Source organism: Sphingopyxis sp. 10G20-10 (assembly GCF_057365075.1).
Map to the genome: position 1 here is coordinate 1,942,692 of NZ_CP195117.1, position 23,768 is coordinate 1,966,459.

General features: G+C 58.6%; 17 protein-coding genes. 10 read left to right on the forward strand and 7 right to left on the reverse strand.

Annotated features, from left to right (window positions below):
* The first annotated feature begins 24 nt into the window (after positions 1–24).
* From trpB to ACR3XE_RS09575, 4 genes are all read left to right on the forward strand, one after another.
* Positions 25–1,236, forward strand: a complete 1,212-nt coding sequence (gene trpB, locus ACR3XE_RS09560; RefSeq protein ID WP_473697875.1) for a tryptophan synthase subunit beta — start codon at positions 25–27, stop codon at positions 1,234–1,236.
* A 178-nt stretch (positions 1,237–1,414) separates the two neighbouring features.
* Positions 1,415–2,200, forward strand: a complete 786-nt coding sequence (trpA, locus tag ACR3XE_RS09565) for a tryptophan synthase subunit alpha (RefSeq protein WP_473697874.1) — start codon at positions 1,415–1,417, stop codon at positions 2,198–2,200.
* On the forward strand, positions 2,197–3,048 hold the full coding sequence (accD, locus tag ACR3XE_RS09570) for an acetyl-CoA carboxylase, carboxyltransferase subunit beta (RefSeq protein ID WP_473697873.1): 852 nt from the start codon (positions 2,197–2,199) through the stop codon (positions 3,046–3,048). The genes trpA and accD overlap by 4 nt, the downstream gene beginning before the upstream one ends.
* A gap of 29 nt (positions 3,049–3,077) precedes the next feature.
* Positions 3,078–4,394, forward strand: a complete 1,317-nt coding sequence (locus tag ACR3XE_RS09575) for a bifunctional folylpolyglutamate synthase/dihydrofolate synthase (RefSeq protein ID WP_473697871.1) — start codon at positions 3,078–3,080, stop codon at positions 4,392–4,394.
* Positions 4,395–4,398: 4 nt separating this feature from the next.
* Here the strand turns inward: ACR3XE_RS09575 and ACR3XE_RS09580 are convergent, their stop codons facing one another.
* Both ACR3XE_RS09580 and ACR3XE_RS09585 read right to left on the reverse strand, forming a co-directional pair.
* Positions 4,399–6,078, reverse strand: coding sequence for an AmpG family muropeptide MFS transporter (locus tag ACR3XE_RS09580; RefSeq protein ID WP_486185684.1), 1,680 nt, complete (start codon positions 6,076–6,078; stop codon positions 4,399–4,401).
* Positions 6,079–6,219: 141 nt separating this feature from the next.
* Complete coding sequence (locus ACR3XE_RS09585; protein WP_473697869.1) at positions 6,220–6,657, reverse strand: response regulator; 438 nt, start codon at positions 6,655–6,657, stop codon at positions 6,220–6,222.
* A gap of 256 nt (positions 6,658–6,913) precedes the next feature.
* On the opposite strand from ACR3XE_RS09585, the gene ACR3XE_RS09590 reads away from it, so the two are divergent.
* From ACR3XE_RS09590 to ACR3XE_RS09610, 5 genes are all read left to right on the forward strand, one after another.
* Entirely contained in the window at positions 6,914–7,681 is a 768-nt protein-coding gene (locus ACR3XE_RS09590) for a pseudouridine synthase (RefSeq protein ID WP_473697868.1), read from the forward strand.
* Positions 7,681–8,226 carry a 16S rRNA (guanine(966)-N(2))-methyltransferase RsmD gene (rsmD, locus tag ACR3XE_RS09595; protein ID WP_473697867.1) on the forward strand — a complete coding sequence of 182 codons (546 nt, stop codon included), beginning with the start codon at positions 7,681–7,683 and terminating at the stop codon, positions 8,224–8,226. Before ACR3XE_RS09590 ends, rsmD begins: the two co-directional genes overlap by 1 nt.
* A gap of 45 nt (positions 8,227–8,271) precedes the next feature.
* The gene (locus ACR3XE_RS09600; protein WP_486185685.1) at positions 8,272–10,584 is read left to right on the forward strand and encodes an ATP-dependent helicase; all 2,313 of its coding nucleotides are present in this window, start codon (positions 8,272–8,274) and stop codon (positions 10,582–10,584) included.
* Positions 10,585–10,733: 149 nt separating this feature from the next.
* Positions 10,734–11,783, forward strand: a complete 1,050-nt coding sequence (locus ACR3XE_RS09605; protein WP_473697865.1) for an aspartyl/asparaginyl beta-hydroxylase domain-containing protein — start codon at positions 10,734–10,736, stop codon at positions 11,781–11,783.
* Positions 11,784–11,805: 22 nt separating this feature from the next.
* Positions 11,806–12,969, forward strand: a complete 1,164-nt coding sequence (locus ACR3XE_RS09610) for an acyl-CoA dehydrogenase family protein (RefSeq protein ID WP_473700312.1) — start codon at positions 11,806–11,808, stop codon at positions 12,967–12,969.
* Positions 12,970–13,117: 148 nt separating this feature from the next.
* Here the strand turns inward: ACR3XE_RS09610 and ACR3XE_RS09615 are convergent, their stop codons facing one another.
* Positions 13,118–15,181, reverse strand: coding sequence for a CapA family protein (locus ACR3XE_RS09615; protein ID WP_473697864.1), 2,064 nt, complete (start codon positions 15,179–15,181; stop codon positions 13,118–13,120).
* Between the two features lie 144 nt (positions 15,182–15,325).
* Here ACR3XE_RS09615 and ACR3XE_RS09620 point away from each other — a divergent pair, with 144 nt between their 5' ends.
* Entirely contained in the window at positions 15,326–16,540 is a 1,215-nt protein-coding gene (locus ACR3XE_RS09620) for an FAD-dependent oxidoreductase (protein WP_473697863.1), read from the forward strand.
* Positions 16,541–16,542: 2 nt separating this feature from the next.
* Here ACR3XE_RS09620 and ACR3XE_RS09625 read toward each other — a convergent pair whose 3' ends face one another.
* From ACR3XE_RS09625 to ACR3XE_RS09640, 4 genes are read right to left on the reverse strand one after another with little or no spacing between them, the layout of a single operon-like run.
* Positions 16,543–17,775, reverse strand: a complete 1,233-nt coding sequence (locus ACR3XE_RS09625) for a dicarboxylate/amino acid:cation symporter (protein WP_486185686.1) — start codon at positions 17,773–17,775, stop codon at positions 16,543–16,545.
* Between the two features lie 12 nt (positions 17,776–17,787).
* A complete protein-coding gene (locus ACR3XE_RS09630; RefSeq protein ID WP_473697861.1) occupies positions 17,788–19,398 on the reverse strand; it encodes an N-acyl-D-amino-acid deacylase family protein in 1,611 nt (536 codons plus the stop codon).
* Positions 19,388–20,668 (reverse strand): M14 family metallopeptidase, encoded by a 1,281-nt coding sequence (locus ACR3XE_RS09635; protein WP_473697860.1) that lies wholly within the window; start codon positions 20,666–20,668, stop codon positions 19,388–19,390. The genes ACR3XE_RS09630 and ACR3XE_RS09635 overlap by 11 nt, the downstream gene beginning before the upstream one ends.
* Before the next feature lie 25 nt (positions 20,669–20,693).
* Positions 20,694–23,717 carry a TonB-dependent receptor domain-containing protein gene (locus ACR3XE_RS09640; protein ID WP_486185687.1) on the reverse strand — a complete coding sequence of 1,008 codons (3,024 nt, stop codon included), beginning with the start codon at positions 23,715–23,717 and terminating at the stop codon, positions 20,694–20,696.
* Positions 23,718–23,768 lie beyond the last annotated feature (51 nt).

The window sequence follows — 23,768 nt, forward strand, 5'->3', positions numbered from 1 at the left end:
AGGGTGCGTGGTTTAGATGGACGCATGACAAGCACGCCGAACAGCTATCGCAGCCAACCAGACGAGCGCGGTCATTTCGGCCAGTTTGGTGGACGTTTTGTCGCCGAAACGCTGATGCCTTTGGTCCTCGACCTTGAACGCGAATATCGTGCGGCGCAGGTTGATCCGGCGTTCCGTGAAGAATTTGACGATCTGCTCAAAAATTATGTCGGTCGCCCCAGCCCGTTATGGTTAGCCGAGCGGCTGACCAATGCCCTTGGCGGCGCAAAAATTTACCTTAAGCGCGAAGATTTGAATCACACCGGCGCGCACAAAATCAACAATTGCATAGGCCAGATACTGCTCGCCAAGCGCATGGGCAAGACGAAGATCATCGCCGAAACCGGCGCGGGACAACATGGCGTCGCGACCGCAACCGTCGCCGCCTTGTTCGGTTTGCCGTGCACCATTTTCATGGGCGCGGTCGACGTCGCACGGCAACAGCCCAATGTGTTCCGAATGAAGCTGCTCGGTGCCGAAGTTGTCGCGGTCGAATCGGGCGCCAAGACGCTCAAGGATGCGATGAACGAGGCACTGCGCCACTGGGTCGCGAACGTACACGACACTTTCTACATCATCGGCACCGTCGCCGGTCCGCATCCCTATCCAGAGCTGGTTCGTGATTTCCAGTCGGTGATCGGCACCGAAGCGCGCGCGCAGATAATGGAAGCCGAAGGCCGACTGCCCGACATGCTCATCGCCCCTGTCGGCGGCGGATCGAACGCAATCGGCCTCTTCCACGCCTTCCTCGACGATCCCGAGGTCGAGATCGTCGGCGTCGAAGCGGCAGGAGAAGGCCTCAACGCACGGCACGCCGCGAGCCTCGCGGGCGGCAAGCCAGGCATCCTCCACGGCAACAAAACCTATCTGCTTCAGGACGAGGACGGACAAATCACCGAAGCGCACAGCATCTCGGCGGGTCTCGACTATCCGGGCATCGGCCCCGAACATAGCTGGCTCCATGAAACCGGCCGCGCCCGTTATGTGCCTGTGACTGATGAAGAGGCACTAGCGAGTTTCCAAAAGCTAACACAGCTCGAAGGCATCATCCCCGCGCTGGAGTCTGCCCACGCCATTGCCGCCGCCGAACGCATTGCGCCAACGATGAACAAGGACAAGATCATCATCGTCAACTGTTCGGGCCGCGGCGACAAGGATATTGCGACGGTGGCCGACGCACTAGAGGTGCAACTGTGAGGTTCATTATCGGTCGTGCACTTGTGTTCTTCATGATCGGCCTTCCGATCGGCTTCATACTTTCTGCATTGGTCTTCACGATCACAGGTCGTGAAATCATAGCATCGGAGCTGGCACCTTTTGCCCTGGACCTTTCGTTTGTTGCGGGTATCGGTGCAGTTATTTGGAAACCAACCCAATGACCCGTCTCTCAAACGCATTTTTAGAAACTGCGCTCGTCACATTCATTACTGCGGGCGACGGCGACACGACCTCAAACCTTGATGCGCTCGTTGCGGGCGGGGCCGATGTCATCGAGCTTGGTATGCCCTTCACCGATCCAATGGCCGACGGTCCCGCGATCCAGAAAGCAAACCTGCGCAGCCTTGCCAAATGCACAACGACGGCCGACATCTTTGCGACGGCAACGGCCTTTCGCCAGCGTCACCCCGACGTGCCGCTTGTCCTGATGGGTTATGCCAACCCGATGACGATCCGCGGCGGCGACTGGTTCGCCGCAGAATGTGCCAAAGCCAGCGTCGATGGCGTCATTTGCGTCGATATACCCGCCGAGGAAGACCCAGAACTTGGCCCCGCGCTGCGCGGAGTTGGCGTCGACCTCATCCGCCTCGCCACCCCGACCACAGACGCCGCGCGCCTTCCTGCTGTGCTCGATGGCGCGGGCGGTTTTCTTTATTATGTCAGCGTCGCCGGCATCACCGGGCTGCAACAAGCGGCACAGGCCAGCATCGAAGACGCGGTGGCACGCCTGCGTAGCCAGACCAACCTCCCTATCGCCGTCGGCTTTGGCGTCCGCACCCCCGAACAGGCCGCACAGATCGCCAGCGTCGCCGATGGTGTCGTTGTCGGCTCGGCGCTTGTCGAACTTGTCGGCAAATATGGTGCCGATGCAGGCCCGCATGTCGAGGCCTTCACCCGCAGCCTCGCCGATGCTATCCACCACGCAAAGGAGAGTGCCGCATGAGCTGGCTCGAACGCGTTCGCAACGCCCTGCCCTTCACGGCCAAGCGCGATACGGCGGACAATTTGTGGCATAAATGCCGCCAGTGCCAACAGATGGTGTTCGTCAAGGAGTGGGAGGACAATCTGAATGTCTGCCCGCGCTGCGATCATCATGACCGCATCGGTGCAAAGCAGCGTTTTGCCCAATTGTTCGACGGCGGCGAGCACAGCATGATCGCTGCGCCGCCCGCTCCCGAAGATCCGCTGAAATTTCGCGACACCAAAAAATATGTCGATCGCATCAAAGCGGCACGCAGTCAGACCGGCGACCGCGATGCCTTTCAGAACGCCTATGGCAAAATTGGTGGCCATCCTGCTGTCGTCGGCGTTCAGGATTTCGCCTTCATGGGCGGTTCGATGGGTGTCGCTGTCGGCGAAGCCTTTGTTGCTGGCGTTGAAGAAGCTATCCGTCGCAGCTGTCCCTTTATAGCGGTGACAGCGGCGGGCGGCGCGCGGATGCAGGAAGGCACGCTATCGTTGATGCAGATGCCGCGCGCGACCGTGGCGCTAGCCCGGCTAAAGCGCGCAGGTCTGCCTTATATCGTCCTCCTCACCGACCCGACCACCGGCGGCGTCACCGCCAGCTATGCGATGCTCGGCGATGTGCAGATTAGCGAGCCCAACGCCCTCATCGGCTTTGCGGGACAGCGGGTGATTGAAAACACCATCCGCGAAAAACTGCCCGACGGGTTCCAACGCGCCGAATATTTGCTCGATCACGGGATGATCGACATGGTGGTGGAGCGGAAAGATATGCGCGAAACACTCGGTCGCCTGATCGGCTATCTCGCGCCCGGCAAAGCCGCCTGAGCCGAAACTTCGGCGCGGCGTCACCTTTCATGGCGGACCATGCCCGATCCTTGGACTCTGCGGTACAGGCGCAGCTTGACCGGCTGGCCAATCTGTCGCCCGGGCGCGACATTTTGGGGCTGGAGCGCATCGCGGCGCTTTGTGATCGACTAGGTAATCCACAGAACCACCTCCCACGTGTCTTTCATGTCGCGGGGACCAACGGCAAAGGCTCAACCTGCGCCTTCCTGCGTGCAATCCTCGAAGCAAGTGGTCGACGCGTCCATAGTTATACCAGCCCACATCTGGTGCGTTTCAATGAACGCATCCGAATTGCCGGTGAGTTGATCCACGACGCCCAACTTGCGGCTTTGCTCGAGGAAGTTCTCGACCACGTCGATGGCCTTGGCGCGAGTTTCTTTGAGGTCACGACAGCGGCGGCCTTCCTCGCCTTCTCGCGCGAACCCGCCGATGATTGCGTGATCGAGGTCGGGCTAGGCGGTAGGCTTGACGCCACAAATATCCTGCCCCGCCCTGCGGTTTGCGGCATAGCCTCTCTCGGCATCGACCATGAAGCCTTCTTGTTGGCACCAGAGATCGGCACCCCTCAACAACCGGCAGAACGGATTGCCTGGGAAAAGGCTGGCATCATCAAACCCGGCTCGGCGCTCGCGACACTCTCTTATCCGCAGCCCGTGATGGACGTTATCGTCGGTCGCGCCGCCGCAGCCGGTGTCACGGCATTTTCAGAAGCCGCCGACTGGACAGTCGAGCCCGCTGTGAACGGCTTTCGCTGGCACGCACAAGACCGATCCGTCGCCGAAACGCTCCAACCACGAATGGCGGGCGCCCATCAGATGAGGAATGCCGGACTTGCGATTGCCATGTTGAAATTGTCACCCGGTCCCGAAGTTTCAGACTCAGCCATTACACAGGGCGTCGCAACCGCCTTCTGGCCAGGGCGGTTACAGAAACTGCAAGCGGGGCCTTTGACTGCCTTGTTACCCGCAGGCACCGAAATCTGGCTGGATGGAGCGCATAATGCCGACGCGGGATTGCAGCTCGCACGCCATTTTGCCGCCGACGGTCGCCGCATCCATTTGATCGCGGGGATGATTGCGAACAAACAACCCGAAGCCCTAACGATACCGCTCGCCGGACAACTAGCCTCGATCATAGTGGTGCCGGTACCTGACCATGATCATCACAGCGCCTGTGCTTTTGACTCGGCTGCCTGTCAGGCAAACTCAGTTGCCGGGGCATTTGAGCTGCTCAGCGTCAATCCACAGCACGACATCGTCCTGATAGCGGGTTCGCTCTATCTTGCTGGCGAGGTGCTCAGATTGAACGGGGAGATGCCGGTTTAGGTTTCTATTCTCGCTTTTCGGGTATTTCGACTTCCCCAGCAGTTCCAATCGAACGGTCGACGAGGCCGGAAGCGATCATCCACCAAAAAATAAGGATGCCGGGCACCGCAATCGCCGTCGTCAGTAGGTAAAACTGTACATACCCAATTTGCTCAATCATCTTGCCCGCGCCTGTGCCGGTCAGGAATCGACCCAAGATGCTCGCTGCGGCCGAAAACAGAGCAAAATGCGTTGCTGTAAAGCGCAGATCTGCGAGGGCCGAGAGATAAGCGACAACACAAACTCCGCCGATGCCGCTAGCGAAATTTTCAAAACCAATGGCGCCCGCCATACCCCAATTGCTGTGCCCGGCTGCGGCCAGCCCTGCAAAACTGAAGTTGGAAACCGCCATCAGCACCAGACTCAACAGCACTGAACGCTTCATCCCCAGCCGCGCATAAAGAATGCCGCCGACAAATACGCCCGCCAGCAACGCCCAAAAGCCCAGACCCACGTCATAAAAGGCAATCTCGTCATTGGTGTAGCCAAGGTCTTCAAACAACAAACGGAATGTTAGATTGGCCAGCGTGTCGCCAATTTTGTGTAGTAACAGGAACAAAATTGTCAGGACGGCACCCTCGCGGGAGAAAAATTCTACCAGCGGGCCAATCGCGCTCGCGTCGGGCTCTTCGTCGATACTGCGCCCCCGTGCTGGCTGGGCTAACAGGAACAGCAAGAATACCGCTCCGACACCCAGCAATATCGACAAAATGCTCGTGCTGACATAGGCCGCTGTCTGGTCCCAACCCATTGCAAGGACGCCGCTCAACGCGATTGCAGGCGCTGCGATAATCCAATTTACTTGACCATTCCAACCGGTGTCGCGCGCACGTCGGGCGCTAAGATCAAAAAGTGGAAACAGGTAACCAACCACTGCCATCAGGCTAAGGATATCTACCCCGAGCCAAGCATCGACTTTCGTTGCTAGGAAATAGATGATCGGAAAGCTGAAGATGAACAGCGCATATTTGGAACGCGATAAGAACGGCGGCCAATTTCGCTCGATCTTGCGTTCGGGTTCACCCATGACGAGTCCGGTGACAATCGCCGGCAAAACCAGCGCGGCACACACCATATAGGCAACGCCCCAACCCGCTCGCTCAGCAACCACAAGAGCGACACCACCAGCCAAAGCCGCGCCGATACGCCACCCATATTGTGACATTCCCGACCCGGTCCCCAATTGATGGGGTGCGAGCAGTTCGATCCTATAGGCGTCGATTACAATGTCAAAAGTTGCACCCGCCAATCCGACCCCGATTGCAGCGAGCGCGACTACGGCAAGCGACGCCTGAGGGTCCAGGTTTCCGAGCACAGAAACGGCAGCAAACACAAGCGCGCCGACAACAATGAGCCACGAGCGTCGCTGACCAATTCGTCCTAGCAACGGAATGCGAAACCGATCGATCGCGGGCGCCCAAGCCCATTTGAGATTATAAGCAAGGAAAGTCAGGGCAAAGGCCGTGACAGATGACTTTTCGATCCCGTCCTGCGCGAGTCGCGTCGTCAGCGTTGCGCCGATCATGGCGAAAGGGAAACCCGACGAGATGCCAAGGAACAGTGCAGCCAGCGGCGCTGGCTCAAAATAAGGGCGAAGGCTATCGAGCCATCCCTTTTGCACCGGCAAAGCGGATTCTGTCGGCATGGATGTCCCCTTCATGGCGCGCCCTGGCAAGGGCGCCGTTCGCTCTGTGACGACAGGCCTAAAGCGTTGGGGACAAATTGGAAGCGGCTATTTGGCAACGAGGCCAGTCCAGCGCATCGGACAAACCATATTCGCAGCCCCTCAGGCCGCAGCGGGCTGCCAATATGTCTGTAAACCCGGCACTTTGCGGGGAGCCTTGTTCTTGCAAATCATCGTTTCGATAGCACGCAGCGCGCTCACCAGTGCAGAGGCGCTATGCGGCTTGTTCAAACAGGCCAGAGCCAGCTCGCTAGCGTCGTCTGGGCATTGTCCCGTTACCAGCAAGACAGTAATTTCGCGATCCCGCGCCAATCGCGCCACTTCGCGTCCCGACATGTGCCCAGCTAGCCCGAGGTCAAGAACGATTGCATCAATCTGTTCACGCGCCAAAACCGCGACGGCAGCTTCCCCTGAATTCACCGTCGCAACGACATCATAATGGCTGTGTCGCAGTATCCGTTCATTATCGAACGCCACCACCGGATCATCCTCGATGATCAGCAAGCGTTTAATGCATGTTGGGCGAGAGTCGAAGAGCATTGCCTTTACCTTTTTGCACGGGCATGACGCGCCGCGAAGCATCGCGCAAGATGGGTTTTGCTTTGCATCGACGAAGCGACGCTTTTGCGACTATGAATATTCCTTCGACAGACCCTCATTTCTTAAACAACGTCGTGAAAGGCGTATCCGTTCCACCATCATGACACGTTCCGGACCCCGCCCCCCTGCCCGTCCAGCCGGACGCCCTTCAAAAGCCACGGGTGGCCTCAAAGGTCGCCGCTCCGCGCGCGCCGCGGTGCGCGATGCCAAGCCCACAAAAGAATCGGCAGAAACGCACGATGGGCCACAGCGCATCGCCAAATTGCTGGCGCGCGCCGGCGTAGGCTCGCGCCGCGATGTTGAACGGATGATCGAGGAGGGACGCATCGCGCTCAATGGCGCGATCGTGGCCCAGCCCGCCCCGCTTCTGACGACGCTGGAGGGGTTGACCGTCGATGACCACCCCGTCGCCAAGCCCGTTTCGACCCGGCTCTATCGTTTTCACAAACCGTCAGGCTGCATCACGGCAGCGCGCGACCCGAAAGGGCGCAAGACCATCTATGACCTTCTGCCCAAGGATCTGCCGCGCCTGATGCCAGTGGGGCGGCTTGATTATAATACCGAGGGGCTGTTGCTAATGACCAACGACGGCGGCTTCAAACGCGACCTTGAACTCCCCGCCAGCGGCGTCGAGCGCACGTACCGCGCCCGCGCCTTTGGCGACATCAGCCAGATGCAATTGGAAGAACTGGCCGAAGGCATCACCATTGACGGTGTGACCTATGGCAAAATCGACGCCAACCTGGAACGCCGCACCGGTCGCAACCAATGGGTCGAACTGACACTGACCGAAGGCAAAAATCGCGAAGTCCGCAAGGTACTCGAACATTTCGGCTTGCAGGTCAGCCGCCTCATCCGCACCCGCTATGGCGCTTTCGCGCTCGACGGCCTGCCGATGGGTGCCGTCGATGTCGTCCCCCGTGACGAATTGTTCAAATTTCGTCGGCACATGGGCAAAGCCTAATGCGCGTCATTGCCGGAGAATGGCGGGGCCGTAAATTGCAGGCACCGAAGGGTGAAGCGACGCGCCCGACCGCCGATCGCACGCGCGAAACACTGTTTTCTATGCTCAGCAGCCGCTTGGGCAGCTTCGAAGGGTTAGCTGTCGCGGACCTCTTCGCCGGATCGGGCGCACTAGGCATCGAAGCCTTGTCACGCGGTGCGGCGCATTGTCTGTTCGCCGAACAGGATCGCGCGGCGATCGACGCACTTCGCTCCAATTTAGAAGCCTTTGGCGCGCTGTCGCGCGCCGATGTGCGCACCGGCTCGGTCCTCAGTCTTGGTCCCACGCCACGCCAGTTCGACCTGCTCCTGCTTGACGCCCCCTATGGCACCGGCGCGGGGAGCGTCGCGCTCGATAAACTCAGTCGCCATGGCTGGACGCCTCCGGAAAGCTGGATTGCAATGGAAACAGCAGCCAATGAGGCAGTCCAAGTCTCAGGCTTTGCGATTGAGGTCGAACGACGGGTCGGTAAAGCGCTGCTCACGCTGATGCGGAAAATTGACTGAGCGCCACGCTTGCACTGCGCGTGGCTGTTCCCTAATCGTTCACTCGTGACCGCATTGCCCACCCCCTCACCCCACATTCCCGCCACCGACCCATCGGACCCGCCCTATATTCGCGGACTTAACGGTCCGCAGCGACAGGCTGTGCTGACCACCGAAGGGCCGGTTTTGATGCTGGCAGGCGCGGGCACGGGCAAAACGGCGGCGCTGACCGCGCGGCTCGCGCATCTAGTCGCCACCCGTCGCGCCTGGCCCAGCGAGATATTGGCCGTCACTTTCACCAACCGCGCCGCGCGTGAGATGAAAGAGCGCATCGGCCGGATGATCGGCGATGCGGTCGAGGACATGCCCTGGCTCGGCACCTTTCACAGCATCGCGGCCAAAATGTTGCGCCGACACGCCGAACTGGTGGGCCTGCAAAGCAATTTCATCATTCTCGACACCGATGACCAATTGCGCGTGCTCAAACAGCTGATTCATGCTGAAGGGATTGATGAAAAGCGCTGGACCGCTAAGCTGCTCGCCGGCCTGATCGACCGGTGGAAAAGCCGGGGACTTGTGCCCACCGACCTTGATGCCGCCGACCGCGAAGCCTTTGCCGATGGCAAAGGACAGCATTTCTATGCGCTTTATCAGGCGCGACTAAAAGGGCTCAATGCCTGCGATTTTGGCGATTTGTTGCTGCATATTCTCGTCATCCTGCGGACCCATCGCGATGTGCTGGAACAATTTCAACAGCGGTTCAAATATATCCTCGTCGACGAATATCAGGACACCAACGCCAGCCAATATCTCTGGCTTCGCCTGCTCGCTCAGGCCCGCAAGAATATCTGCTGCGTCGGCGATGATGATCAATCAATCTACAGCTGGCGCGGCGCTGAGGTCGCCAATATCCTACGCTTTGAAAAGGATTTTCCCGACGCGACAGTGATCCGGCTCGAACAAAATTATCGTTCGACACCGCAAATATTGGCCGCCGCCTCCGGCTTGATTGCGAACAATGGCAGCCGCTTGGGCAAGACGCTATGGACCGACTTGGATCCCGGCGACAAGGTGCGTGTTATTGGCGTGTGGGACGGGCCGGAAGAAGCGCGGCGCGTCGGCGAAGAGTTGGAAACGCTTCAGCGCAATCGCGTCAGTCTCGACAGGACTGCTATTTTGGTGCGGGCGCAGTTTCAGACCCGTGAATTTGAAGACCGGTTCATCTCCATTGGTATGCCCTATCGGATTGTCGGCGGCTTCCGTTTCTATGAGCGCGCCGAAATTCGCGATGCCCTCGCCTATTTGCGGCTGATCCAATCACCCGCCGATGATTTGGCTTTTGAACGTATCGTCAACATGCCCAAGCGTGGACTAGGGGACAAAGCGCTCGCGCGGATTCACCAAACCGCGCGCGCCGAACACACACCGCTGCTCCATGCGGCTGAGCGGCTGGTCGAAACCGATGAACTCACGCCGCAGGCTCGGCGGTCGCTTTCCAGCTTCGTGGCGTTAGTGAAAAATTGGCAGGGCAAATCGGAACAGCTGTCGCATCCCGAACTGACGCAACTACTCCTCGACGAATCGGGTTACTCCGCCATGCTTCAGGCCGACCGCAGTGCCGATGCCGCGGGGCGTATCGAGAACCTCTCCGAACTCGTCCGCGCAATGGAAGATTATGATATGCTCGAGACGTTCCTCGAACATGTCAGCCTGGTGATGGACCGGGATTCCCAGGAACAGGGCGAAACCGTCACCATCATGACCATACATGCCGCCAAGGGGCTAGAGTTCGATCATGTCTTTCTTGTTGGTTGGGAAGATGGCGTCTTTCCTTCGCAACGGGCAATGGACGAGGGCGGAGCCGCCAGTTTGGAGGAGGAGCGTCGGCTTGCCTACGTCGCCATCACCCGTGCCCGCCGCCACGCCCAAATTTATCACGCCTCTAATCGCCGCATCTATGGTCAGTGGATGAGCAGCATCCCCAGCCGCTTCATTGCCGAATTGCCCGACGAACATGTCGATGTCGTCAACACGATGGGCGGCGGTGCCAGCATGTGGCGCGCTAACTGGTCGGCGCAGGGATATCCCTTTGCCCATGTCACCGAACAAAAGCCTGCGCGCGCGCAATCGCGTGGCCCCGCATGGCAACGCGGTGCCGTGCGCTCGTCAACCGTCACACGCAGCGCACCGCCCAGCGAGCGCGGTCCCGCCGCCTCGGTTGGCGCCAAGGCCCGCACCGACCTCGCCATCGGCTGTCGCGTCTTTCATGAAAAGTTCGGTTATGGCACCATCGGCGATATTGATGGCAACAAGCTGGAAGTGGAATTTGAACAGGCAGGGACCAAACGCGTGCTCGACAGTTTCGTCAAACTGGCCTGACGGACGCGATTTTGATCTTATCTGCTCCCAGCGCCTATCCATCTAGCTAGAAACCGTCCGCAGATACACCAACTGACAGAGTATGAGCCGCCGCCAATGTCATGCTGTAGCTTGCTTGCAAAAGACAGCTGCAACGCTATGCCGACGGGATGACAGGCAATGCTTCATGGCTGGAACAGGCCCGCGCCGCTTACAGCGCCGATGATATTGACGCGGAACAATCTGCCCTTGATCAGGCGATCCGTAGCGACCGGAGCAATATCGCGGCCATGCTCGCTATGGCAGAACTCAAGCGCCGCAAGGATGATCAGCGCGCCGCCGCAAGCTTTTATCGCCTCGCGCTCAGCACGGCATCGACCGCCGGGCAAGTTGCCACAGCCCTTCATGCTGGGCTCGACCGCGCTCAAAAATTTCTCGCTGCGGCGGAGGCAGAGTTTGCCGCGCATTTGGCCAAGAAACTTGATGCTTCTGGGGTCCGGGATCAGGACGCCAGTCCCCGTGTTGCCCAAGCCTTGCGACTGCTACGTGGCGACGAAGTGCTGCACCTGCAGCAGCCGAATATGTTTTACTTCCCCGGTCTCACTCAACGCCCTTTCTTTGAGCGCGACGCGTTCGACTGGGTCAACGAAATCGAAGCTGCTGCGGACGCAATTCGCGCCGAACTTGCCGACCTCGTCGCCGATGCACCCGATCGGTTCGGCCCATATGTAACTGCCAGTTCAGATCGCCCTCCACCCAATAATCCATTGCTCGACAAGCCAGACTGGTGTGCCGCATGGCTGTGGAAAGATGGCGAAGTCGTTCCCGGAATGACCGAGCAGTGTCCCGCGACTCTGGCGGCCCTTACCCACGCGCCGCAGCCGATTATTCCCCAGCGCGCACCGCTTGCGCTTTTCTCACGCCTCACCCCCGACACACATATCCAGCCGCATCATGGTATGCTCAACACCCGGCTGATCTGCCACCTGCCGCTTGTCGTGCCCGACGGCTGTGGCATCCGTGTAGGGGCGGAAACGCGGCACTGGCGTGAGGGCGAATTGCTGATTTTCGACGACAGTTTTGAACATGAAGCGTGGAATCACGGAACAAGCGACCGAACGATATTGCTGTTTGAAATTTGGCGCCCCGATATCGGGACCGACGAACGTGAACAACTGACCCGAATCTTTTCGGCGATTGACAGCTATGAACAACAATGACCCTCCAGAAGGTGTGAATGACATGGCCAACCCCGGGATGGACGCTGACATTCATGCCGCCTTCATGGAGCAGATTCATCGCTATGTCCGCGACCGGCTGATTCCGGCAGAGGATCAGTTGGAAGACCTCGGTCGTGTCCCAGACGACATTCTTACCGAAATGCGCGAAATGGGGTTGTTCGGTGTGACGATGCCACCCGAATATGGCGGTGCAGGCATGAATATCAGCCAATATGTCGGTTTCATCAAGGCGATTGCCTATGCTTCGCCGGCCTATCGCTCGATCCTTTCGATCAACATTGGCATGGTGTGCAAGGCGCTGGTCGGTTTTGGGACCGATCAGCAAAAGGAGCATTGGCTTCCCAAACTAGCCAGCGGCACCATCGCCGCCTTTGGCCTTACCGAACCCGACAGCGGATCCGACAGCGCCGCCATGAAAACCCGCGCGGTGCGTGATGGCAATGGCTATGTCCTCAACGGCACCAAACGCTACATCACCAACGCCCCCTTCGCCGACGTTATCCTTGTCTTGGCGCGCACCAATGCCGAGGCGTTGCCTAAAAATGCGCATGTCAGCGCATTCCTCGTCCCGCGCGACGCCCCCGGCGTGTCGATTGGCAAGCCCGATGGCAAAATGGGTCAGGCGGGGTCGCAAATTGCCGATGTCATCATGGAAGACGTACATGTCGACGGAGACGCACTGCTCGGCGGCGAAGAGGGCATGGGATTTCGCACTGCGATGCAAAGCCTTGATAATGGTCGATTATCGGTAGCTGCAGCCAGTGTTGGCTATGCCCAGCGCATGCTCGATGCAGGGCTAAAATATGCGATGGAACGCAAGGCTTTCGGCGAACCCATTGCCAATTTTCAGTTGATTCAGGCGATGCTTGCCGACAGCAAAGCCGAGATTTACGCCGCCGATTGTATGTTGAATGACGCCTGCGCGCGCGCGGATCGCGGCGAGAAAATCCTTGTCGAGGCCGCCGCCACCAAAATGTTCGCCAGCGAAATGTGCGGGCGCGTCGCCGATCGCGTGGTCCAAATCCATGGTGGCGCAGGCTATTTAAAGGAATATCTGGCCGAGCGCTTCTATCGCGACTGCCGCATCTATCGTATCTACGAAGGCACCACGCAGATTCAGCAACTGGTTATTGCCAAAAATATGATCCGGGATTTCGCAGGATAATCAATTGCAAAGCAGCGCGAAGCGGAGGCTGCGTTGGCGGGGCGCAACGACCACCGATGTCTGGCCACTTCATCGCTTCCAGCTTTTGTATTGAGTCTTTGCCGGGACCAAACACCTAGGGCGCAGGTTCGAGCCAAAGGTCATGATATTAGTTCTGCCAATTGATGAGTGCGACATCGTCCAGCTCTATTCGCAAAGGGGCATCGCTCGTTTTGCATGCGCTTCCCGCCTGACTCAGAGTAAAGAGAGGCCGAAAGGTTGGTTTGTCGCCTTCGCCATCGCCAGGGTTGGGGTTGGGGATCGTAAAATTGATGCGGATATTTTGCCAGTTTGCACCACCCTTCAGGGCAACTGTGCCGATCTGGCGCGGGGTTGCGGTGGCGAGCGCTTTGAGCCGCCCCATCCCTTCTGGGCGGGGCTGAACCTCCATCGCAAGGGTGGCGGGCTGACGCGTCCGAACGCGTGCGATCAGGCTGTATTGGCCGAAATGTCCGGTTCGAAAGAAGCTTTTGGGCGCAAATTCCATTCGGTCTTGCGCGGGTGCGCCGGTGACAGTCAAATGACTTTGCTGCTGGTCACGGTCGAAACCGATGCTGGCGTTGGTAGCTCCCCAGGTCCGGTCAGTGGCATCGCCAAAGACGGCATTCTCAAAATCGCCGCGCTGGAAAATATCGGCTCCGGTGCGACTGTCTTTATCGGTAAAGTTGGGGCAACCGCGTGGCCCAACCCACAGATCAAAAGAGGATTTCATAAGGCTGTCCGGTCCGGCGGGACTTTGCGCGCAGCCAGGCGTAGTGGCGGCGGGTGCGACGGAGCGGGAATCGACGACGGCATGGCCGCCCGACATGCGCAAATAGGTACCGCGATCCGCCGATAGCGCAAACAAGCGGCGCAGGATGGCGGCGCGCATATCGCCCACCGCTGGCACCGGACGATAATCGAGTATCTGGATCGGCACCGCCTCAGCACGATAAAATTGGCCGTCGTCCATCCAGACCTTCAGCGCCATGCTGCCTTGCGTCTCGTGAAAATACTGGTCAAACAGAAAGTTGCCGAGCGAATAGGCAATCAGCTTGCCATGATATAGTTCGAGACCCTGCGGCACATGCGGGTGATGCGAGGCGATCAGCGCAGCGCCGCTGTCGAGCGCTAGTTTCATCCGGCGCTCGCTGACCTCGGTCGGCGCATCGCTATATTCCGTGCTGCCATGATATTGGACGATGACGCTGCGCCCCGCCGCCGCCTCACGGCGCACCGTCGAAGCGATATTGTCATCGCTGCCGAGTGCGGCGCCGCCCTTATTCGTCTCGGCGACCTGGTTCGGTTCAACGGTCCCTTCCCAACCGACAAAGCCCAGCATAGCCAGCTTGGCACCGGCAAGGTCAATCCGCGCAGCGCGTAGAGCTTCTGCTTCGTTCAGCCCCGCCCCGGAATGGGCGAGCGCAGCCCCCTCGACCGCCGACCGCGTGGTCAAAATGCCGGGGTCGAGATAATCAAAACTGTGATTATTGCCGAGAGTGACATAGTCGATGCCGACATCCGCCAGCGCCTTTGCCAAGGCCAATGGTGAATAGAAGACAACGGTTTTCCCCGGAAAATCGCCAGGTGCATTGTCCGCCAGAACAGTTTCCAGATTGACCGATGCCATATCCGCATGGACGAAATAGGGCTGCATGGGCTTGAGGAGGCGAACGATATCCTGCTCCTCCGACCCTTTGTGGATCAGGACATGCTCATCCCAAAGCGGTTTGGAATAGCGGCGTCCGGCCATAACATCGCCGCCAAAGAAAAGTTCAACCCGACCCGGTTTTCGCGCCACAACGTCGACGGGAGGCAGCGCGGCAAGCGCGCCCTGTTGGCGAAGCTCATTATGACCAAATGTCTGGACTGTAGTGAAGATGCCCGCGCCGCTGACCTCCAGTTGATAATAGCTGTTAGGGGCCAGTTTGGCGTGGAATCGTCCATCGCTGTCGAGCGGCGCGACCACATCGTTGATCTGCACTCGCAAAGTAGCAGGGTCGACGGTGCCACCTACCACCTGAATCTGTCCGCTGAGACTGAGATGGTCGGCCGCAACGGCAGCGGCTGGCACTGGCGTTTCGCTGGCAGCGTCGGCGCTGCCAGTCGTGAGCAGCACCAAAGGCAGCCAATAAGCGCGGAACCGGCGTCCCGCTTTGGCTGCTCTCCGCTTCGCAAACACTCTGTCCATCATGCGCAACGTCCCCCCTGTGCGCAGCCTAACCTAATGTTCGGCCCAATAGCTAGCGCCATTAGCGGCTAAAACCATAGCCGACAGCTATGGCACGGACAGCAATGTATAGTAGCCATCCCTTCGAAATATGGACAAATTCCGACCATGTTCAAGTCGCTAGATATTGCCGTTATCGGGGCCGGCATTGTCGGAACAACGACCGCCTATGCACTCGCCAAGAGAGGCCATCGGGTGACCGTCTATGACCGGCATGACCGACCCGCGATGGGAGCGTCATGGGGCAACGGACGTCAGCTGAGCTATTGCTACACCGATGCCCTCGCCAGCCCCTCGGTGATCCGCGACTTGCCGCAGCTCAGCTTTGGCCGTGACCAGGCCTTTCGGCTGTTCTGGCGATGCGATTCACAGTTTCTGCTGTGGCTCGGCCAGTTTCTGCGCAACTGCACTGCGGCTCGATTTCGCACCAATACGCTGGCTTGCTTGAAGCTGGCTGATGAATCGCGCATCGCGCTCGAACAGCTATGCAGTGAAGAAGATCTGGCTTTTGGTTTTCGGCAAGCGGGCAAACTACAAATCTTTGATTCATCGTCCGGCTTTGCACGCGCACGCGCTATCCTGTCGCTGAAAGCAGACCAGGGTGCATCGCAAAGCGCGCTGTCTCCTGACGAGGTGCTGTCGGTCGAACCAGCTCTGGATCAGGCGGGCTTTCCAATTGTCGGAGCGATACACAGCGCGCATGATGCCGTGGGTGATTGTTTCGAATTCGCCAATCAGCTGGCGGAGGTCGCGCAGCGCAAATTTGGCGTCAATTTTCGCTTTGCTTCGCCCGTCACCGCGCTTCGACCGCATCCCGACCATGTTCGCGTCGTGTTGAAGGGTGGGCAAGAGCTACGCCATGACCAGATCGTGCTGTGCGCCGGTTTTGCAGCCACCGAATTTGCGCGCGATCTGGGCTGGAGACCGCCTATTGAGCCCATGAAAGGCTATTCCTTCACCGCTCCTTTGGGCCAACATGCCCCACAGACGAGCATTACAGACAGCAGTCGCCGCATCGTTTTCACCCATTGCGGCGACAAGATGCTGGTCGCGGGGATTGCCGATCTGGGAGATGGCGACACAGCCGTTGACCACAATCGGATCGAGCATTTGCTAGCAGCCGCTCGTGCTTCGCTTCCGCAGGCGGCTGACTATGATCGCGCGACCGATTTTTGGGCCGGACACCGCCCAATGACCCCCAATTCACTGCCGATCATTCGTCAGCTGGGCGACCGTGTGGCGGTGAATATAGGTCATGGGATGCTGGGGTGGACGCTGGCAATGGGGTCTGCCGAACGGTCGGCCAATATCCTGTCCGAATAGAGTCAGACATCATCGTCGGAGACATATTCCTCGACGTCGATCTCTCCCGCCATCCGCCCCACTGCCACGGCAACCGTCGCATCGCCGGTCACATTGGTCATGGTCCGCATCATGTCGAGGATGTGGTTGATACCCGCAACAAAAGCAATCGTCTCCAGCGGCACGCCGATCGAGGTCAGGACTAGGCTCATCATTACCAATCCTGACCCCGGAACCCCCGCTGCACCAACCGCGCCCAACGTCGAGGTGAGGCCGATCAGCAGATAGGAAATCGGGGTCAGCTCAATGCCATAGGCCTGCGCACCGAACAGCGCGACGACACCCAGATACATAGCGGTGCCGTTCATATTGATGGTGGCGCCCAGTGCGACGGTGAAACTGGCGATGCTTTTCGAAACGCCGAGGTTGCGCTGCACACAGCGCAGCGTCACCGGCAGCGCGGCATTAGATGAGGCGGTGGAAAAAGCCACGGCCTGCGCGTCAAGTATGCCGCGATAGAAATCACGCACCGGCAATTTAGCAATGGTACGAATGATCAGCGGATAGACAACAAGCAGGATGATGAGGCAGCCGCCATAATTGAGTCCCACCAGCTTGCTGAGCGGGATGAGTGCGGCAAAGCCAAAGGTTCCGGTCACCCAAGCGATCAGCGCAAAGACGCCAAAGGGGGTGAGTTCCATCACCAGCATTGTCATTTTCTGCATCACCGCAGCACCAGCATCGACCGCACGCACGAGCGGCTTGCCTTCTTCGGCCGCCATCAGCAGCGCGATGCCGAACAACATGGCAAAGATAATCAGCGGAAGTATCTGACCCTGTGCCATGGTCATCACCGGATTTTCAGGGATCATAGCGAGGATCATGTCGGTGACACTATGCGCGGGAGTTGCCGGAGCGGCTCCCTCGATACTGATCCGCAGGCCATCACCGGGGCGCACCAGCGTCCCCAATGTCATCCCCAAGGTGACCGAAATAATTGCCGTGCCCAAAAACAGGGCCAGCGCCCTGCTGCCTACGCGACCCAGCTTTTTCAGATCACCCAGCGCGGCAACTCCCGATACCAGCGAAAAAAAGATCAGAGGCACAACCAGCATTTTGATCGCACGAATGAACAGGTCGCCAATCCATTTTATCGATTCGGCTCCATGGCCCATCAGAATCCCGGCAACCACCCCCAGAATCAACGACAGGACAACACGCTTCCAAAGCGCGACACCGAACCAATATTTAGTCATCCAAAGCCTTCATCATTGTTGTGCGGCACATTGTTTTGATTGCACAGATTTGTGCAACACATGTCCGGCGAGTTGTCCGGTCGCTGTGCCATCTGCTATCACGGCGACACCATTCACCAGCAGCGTCTGCACGCCCGACGATAATTCGGTCGGATGACGATAGTCCGCACGCGGCGCATAGGCAGACGGATCAAGGACAACAATATCGGCGGCCATTCCAGCGCGCAGGAAGCCACGATCTGTCAGGCCCATCATCAGTGCTATGTCGCCACTGCTCCGTGCCACAAAGCGCGTCAGCGACAGGTGCCCCTTGCTGACGAGACTTTGGTATGCGGTGGGAAAAGTCCCGTATTTTCGCGGATGCCCCTCACTTCCGTCCGATCCTGTCATCACCCAAGGCTGGACCGCAAAGGCGAGAATATCGTCTTCGTTCATATTGAATGAGGCCAGTAAGGCATCCCCCTGTTCCAATATAGAGATGGCTGCCGCCGTGGGTGTCTGGTTCGCTGCGTCAGCAACTTGCTGTAATATTTGCCCTTCTAGCGCTGAGTCAACGCCGACCGATTTGGTCAGTAACAATGTGTCAGCACCGCCGCGCCTTGTGATATTGGCGGTGATATCCGCCGCGATACGCGCGCGTTGGGCCGGATCGGCCAGTCGCGTCCGCAACGCCGTCAGTCCGCCATCGAGCGCCCAGCGGCCTACCAGCGCATTGCTGATCCGCGTCCCCGATGCGGCATAGGGATATTGGTCGGCGGTCACAATCTGCCTGCTGGCGCGCGCCTTTTCGACCAGCGCAATCATCGCCGCACTTTTGCCCCAGACCGCAGGACCTAGCGCCTTGATATGCGAGATATGCACCGGCAAACCGGCGCGACGACCAATGTCTAGGGCCTCCTGCACCGCGGCTAGCACGCCGATTGTATAGTCGCTTTCGTCGCGGATATGACTGTCATAATAGCCACCGAAGCGCGCGGCTACTTGTGCCATCTCCACCACCTCACCAGTCTTGGAAAAGCTTTGCGGGGCATAGAAAAGCCCAGTCGACAAGCCAAAGCTGCCCGCGCACATTTGCGTCGCCAGACGCTGTTTCATCTGCGCTAGTTCGTCTGCGCTGGGCGCGCGGTCGCGGTCGCCTATCACCGCGCGGCGAATTGCACCGAAACCCGCGAGCGGCGCGACATTGGTGCCAAAATCGCTCGGCAGGCCCTGTGGATTGTCAGTGAAGGCGCTGCCAAATCCATCATTGCCGACAGCGACTGTGCTTACGCCTTGAAAGGCATAGGCCTGGTTGGCGCGGCGCGCAGCGTCGGAGCTGGAGAGATCATGGTCGGCGTGTGTGTGCGGGTCGATAAACCCCGGCGCGACGACCATATCCCGCGCATCTATCCGACGTGTGCCGACATATTGCTGTTCAAGATGCGGTCCGACGGCCAATATCCGACCGTCATCAAGGGCCACATCGCCCTGCCAGCCCGCACGGCCCGACCCGTCATATATTTGCCCGCCGATAATCAGCGCATCGACATGGCGCTTGGTGTCTTTCTGACGGGTTGCGGCACATCCCGACGAAAGCAACAGCAACACCGCCATTGATAGAAGTCCGTGGGTTTTAGGGGACATTGCTTGCCATCAGGCTTTCCATCATCGCCGTCGCCGCCGCCGTTCCTGCCTTACGGATCAGGGCACGATCGGTTTCATCGCCCATTTCAAAGGTCGCGGTCGGGACGTGATATTGGTCAAAGAACCATGCTTTTGACACTGGCCCGCCTGCATTGTGTTTGGACTCTATATTGACATGATAATCCGGCATTAGTTGAGCGTATCGCAACAGCCAGTGTTCCGTAAAGCCGGGAGGTTCGGTCGTCGTGCCAGCGGGTAGCGTGTAAACCACATCATGCGCGGTCGAGTGGAAATCGATCATTAACCGCAGCTTGTTTACACCATCGCCGGTTAGCCCCGCCACATAGTCGCGGACCAGTCGCGTTTCGGGCTGGGTAAAGGGTCCCCAGTCGCGGTTGAGATCTACCCCTCCCATATTGTGCCGCCAATGGCCGTGCGCGACGCCATCGGGATTGAGCATCGGAACGACATTGGTGGCAAAGCGCGCGCGAAAGGCGGTCGCTAGGGGGTCATCCTGAAGCAGGCGCTCGACAAAGGCGAACAGCGCGACGGTGCCGGTGGTTTCGGGTGGGTGCAGCCGACCGAGTAACAGGATTTGCTCACGCGGTGCCTGTCCCGGCGCGGCAATGCGCAGCATGTCGATGGCCCGCCCCTCCTTCGAAGCACCTAGACGCGACCGTTGTACCGTCGGGAAGGCGGCAAGACTGGACATCCATTGATTATAGAAAGCCGCAGGCACCAGTTCCTGTGCGGCAACAATCTGCGGTGTCGGGGTGGCCGACAATTTGAGCCGCGCCTGATTCAGACCCGATTTTTTACGAATCTTGACCTGATTTTTGTCGAGCCGCGACCATGACTGACCATCGGTGCTGACTTTGGGCCAATAGCGATGGCCGCAATGCAGATAGCGCAAGTCCACGACCACTGGTGTCGGGTGTTTGGCACTCACCTTAAACGCATACCAGGGACTGCAATTGATGACCTGAGTATCTTCTGCGGCGATGGTCAGGACGAAATGCCGGTTCGAAACGCGGGCGCATTGAGCGAAGGCCCCTTCCTCGAAGTCGGCGGTGATCGTGACGTTACCGCTTTCGCATCCGTCCGCCTGCGCCAGAGATGGCGGCGGCACGACTGTGGTGGCCGGCGGTGCTGGTGGTGGCGGCGAAAAACCCGCCAACGCCAGCGATGCAATCAGGATTCTCGCAAGTTTTCCGCCTATCCGTAACTTGCTCAGGGCCGGAGACCGGACCCATTTTCCATTGACTGGCATGGTCCGGTCCCCCTTCCCCGTTTAATTAGAACTTCTTGCGCAGTTCGACAATGAACTGGCGTCCGCGTGCGCTGTGCAACTCGCTGAAAAATCCATAGGATTCGTCTGCCAGCGGCGGGTCTTTGTCAAACAGATTGTTGATCCCGAATTTCAGGCGCGTGCCATCCAATGCGGTGTTGTTCTTGATCGTATAGGCAATAGACGCATTCATGACGAACCAGTCATCGACTTCATAGAAATCTCCGGTCTGATCCTGTGTCACGCTGGTATCAAATACTTTGCCGACATAGCGCCCGAACAGGCTGACATCGACGGGGCCGCTGCCCCAGCCGACCGAACCGCTCAGCCGCCATTTCGGACGACCTTCGATCTCTAGCAACTGGCCAAGTCCACCCACTGTAACGTCGGCCGGCAAGATACCAGCGTCAATTGCGCCGAGCAGTTCCTGTCCATCCGGGCCAGCCGATTGAACAAAGGACGACAGGCGCGCCGCATTCACACGCAAACGGAAATCGCCCATCCCGAAATCGGGAACATTATACAAGAAGCCAAAGTCCCAGCCGCGCGAAGTGCGGCTGTCGAGGTTCAGATAGGGATCGAGAACCTGAATGATCTTGCCCGCCGGATTGCCCGCCAGACTGGTGCCCGTAAACAGCGCGATATCATCGGCATCTGGCGCTTCGCGGACGACATTAGGATTGGTCGACCCATTCAACCGACGCAACAGGTCGAGCGCGATGGCGTTATCGTCACCAAATACGCCGACAAGGCCCTTTTGCTTTACCCGCCAATAATCGGCAGTGAGCGTCAGGCCGGGAATGAAGGGTGGTTCCACCACGACACCCAGGTTGATGCTCTGCGTTTTTTCGGGCTTTAGGTTCGGGCCGCCTGAGCGAAAGCTGACTGTGCCGGTACCGCTGCAGACGCCTAGATTGGCGTCCAGCCCCTTTTCAACGCGCGCCTGACACACGACGAAGTCATCGCGTGTATTCGACCGCGTGGTGCCAGCGTCATTCACCTGTACCAAATTCGGTGCGCGGAAGCCCTTTGACCAGGCGCCGCGAAGCATGATACCAGTGAATGGCCGCCACGATGCCGCAATACGCGGAACAATGGTGGTTTCCTTGATGTCGTTGAAATGTTCCATACGGCCCGCGACCTGGACGCTGAAGTCCTGAATCAATGGAATGTTCATGTCGCGCGAAACCAACGGAATGAACACTTCGGTAAAGGCTGAAAAGACATCGCGCCTGCCGCTGGTGTCCGGCGAGGGGCTTGACCCGACGACGTCGCTGCCGTTGAAATCACCGGTTACTGTGTCGGTAAAGGTGATGGTCCCATCTAGCCGCGGATCGCGATCGTCGCGGAACGTTTCACGTCGGAACTCGACGCCCGCCGCAACACCCACATCGCCGCCCGGTAGGGTAAAAAAGTCAGGCCGCGACAATTTGAAATCGGCGAGCGCCAGCGATGTTTCGCCCTTGCGGAAGACATCGACGGTAATTCCGTCGATCACCGACTGTGGATTGGGTGTGCAATCGCCATTGTTGGGGTCATCGAGACAGCCGCCGTTAAACGGATTATAGGCATCGGGCGTGGTGCGATTGAGGGCCTCTTGCAGCAGAGTCAGTGAAATACGACCACGGGTAAAGTCGTTGCTGTTGGCCTGCGAATAGACCAGACCGGTGTCGAAATCCCAATTGCCAATCTCACCCTTGAGCCCGGCGACCAGACGATAGGTATTTTTGTTGAACGACACGTCGCGATTGCCGACATCGATGAAGCGATAGCGTTCCATGATGATATCGGCACCCGTCGCCGAAATTGTCGTGCCGGGAAGCCGGTTTGGATTGGGCTGACCATTAACTGTCGTCGGGCCGAACGGGTTCCAATAGGCGTCGCGCGATATGCCAACAGGTACAGCGGAAAGTAAAGCAGTCGCTTCATTGGCGCGGCGGCTTTCCGATCGATAAAAACTGCCTTCAAAATAGAATTTGACGGCATCGCTGAGATCATAGTCGAACAGCAGCGCTGCATTATAGCGGTTCTTGCGCGAGAAGAGATCAACGCCAAAATTGGTGTTATAGCGAACGTCAGTGGTTGGCGTGGTGCCCGCGCGGGCACAGATACCGCCACCAAAATCGAGACGACAGCTGGGGAATGTCGACGGCTGAAGGTAAAAGTCATCGTCGCCGATCGGCGTCCGGTTGCTAGGTGCCTGAATATCAAACTGACCATAGGGGCTGCTCGTCGACCGGTTGTTAAACGATGCGTCGCCTTCGAACAGTGTGCCGACGACAAGCGGGCGTCGGTCATCATAGCGCGCATATTCACGGATCGTGACCGGAGCGCCATTTTCGTGGAAATAGCCGCCATAGAAGGTGATGTTGCCGCGTCCGCCCGCGATATCAAAGCCAAAGCCGCCGCTGATGCTGGTGCTGTACAGGCTGGTCCCGTCCGACGCGCGCCAATCGGCATCTATAAAGCCGCCGTTCATACCGCCCTTCAGCACGGTGTTGATCACGCCGGCGACCGCATCGGCCCCGTAAACAGCTGATGCACCGTCGCGCAGGATTTCCAATCGCTTGACGCTGCCCGGTGCGATTTCGTTCGCATCAGAGGAGACGACAGGCACAAGCAGTTCGGTCTGGAAGCCGGGATGGAGCACCATGCGGCGGCCGTTAATCAGCGTCAGTGTATTGCCGGTACCAAGGTCACGCAGATTTATCGATGCAATGTCGCCGCGCGCGCCGTTGATGCCGCCAGTCGTGCTCTGCTCGTTAAAGGAGACGGTGCCGATTTGCGGTATGGAGCTGAACAACTCTTCGCCCGATGCGGCGCCGGTCGCTTCGATATCCGTTTCGTTCAGTACCGTGACAGGCAGAACATCATTGATCTTTGCGCCCTGGATCTGCGAGCCAGTGACAATGATGATCGGCTCACCGTCGCTGTTGGTGTCGTCCGCCTGTTGTGCATAGGCCGTACCCGCGCTGCCGAATAAAATGGTGGATCCCAGCAACAGCCGGAAAGTTGATCGTGCAATACCCATGGTACTCCCCCTTGAAGATCTTATTTGAACCGACAATAGCAGGGGAATTTC

Coding starts and splice junctions, on each gene's coding strand:
- ACR3XE_RS09585 (WP_473697869.1), bottom strand. CDS start 6,657: ATGCTCTTCGACTCTCGCCCAACATGCATTAAACGCTTGCTGATCATC.
- ACR3XE_RS09640 (WP_486185687.1), bottom strand. CDS start 23,717: ATGGGTATTGCACGATCAACTTTCCGGCTGTTGCTGGGATCCACCATT.
- ACR3XE_RS09575 (WP_473697871.1), top strand. CDS start 3,078: ATGGCGGACCATGCCCGATCCTTGGACTCTGCGGTACAGGCGCAGCTT.
- rsmD (WP_473697867.1), top strand. CDS start 7,681: ATGCGCGTCATTGCCGGAGAATGGCGGGGCCGTAAATTGCAGGCACCG.
- ACR3XE_RS09630 (WP_473697861.1), bottom strand. CDS start 19,398: ATGTCCCCTAAAACCCACGGACTTCTATCAATGGCGGTGTTGCTGTTG.
- trpA (WP_473697874.1), top strand. CDS start 1,415: ATGACCCGTCTCTCAAACGCATTTTTAGAAACTGCGCTCGTCACATTC.
- ACR3XE_RS09625 (WP_486185686.1), bottom strand. CDS start 17,775: ATGACTAAATATTGGTTCGGTGTCGCGCTTTGGAAGCGTGTTGTCCTG.
- trpB (WP_473697875.1), top strand. CDS start 25: ATGACAAGCACGCCGAACAGCTATCGCAGCCAACCAGACGAGCGCGGT.
- ACR3XE_RS09610 (WP_473700312.1), top strand. CDS start 11,806: ATGGCCAACCCCGGGATGGACGCTGACATTCATGCCGCCTTCATGGAG.
- accD (WP_473697873.1), top strand. CDS start 2,197: ATGAGCTGGCTCGAACGCGTTCGCAACGCCCTGCCCTTCACGGCCAAG.
- ACR3XE_RS09605 (WP_473697865.1), top strand. CDS start 10,734: ATGACAGGCAATGCTTCATGGCTGGAACAGGCCCGCGCCGCTTACAGC.
- ACR3XE_RS09635 (WP_473697860.1), bottom strand. CDS start 20,668: ATGCCAGTCAATGGAAAATGGGTCCGGTCTCCGGCCCTGAGCAAGTTA.
- ACR3XE_RS09620 (WP_473697863.1), top strand. CDS start 15,326: ATGTTCAAGTCGCTAGATATTGCCGTTATCGGGGCCGGCATTGTCGGA.
- ACR3XE_RS09615 (WP_473697864.1), bottom strand. CDS start 15,181: ATGATGGACAGAGTGTTTGCGAAGCGGAGAGCAGCCAAAGCGGGACGC.
- ACR3XE_RS09580 (WP_486185684.1), bottom strand. CDS start 6,078: ATGCCGACAGAATCCGCTTTGCCGGTGCAAAAGGGATGGCTCGATAGC.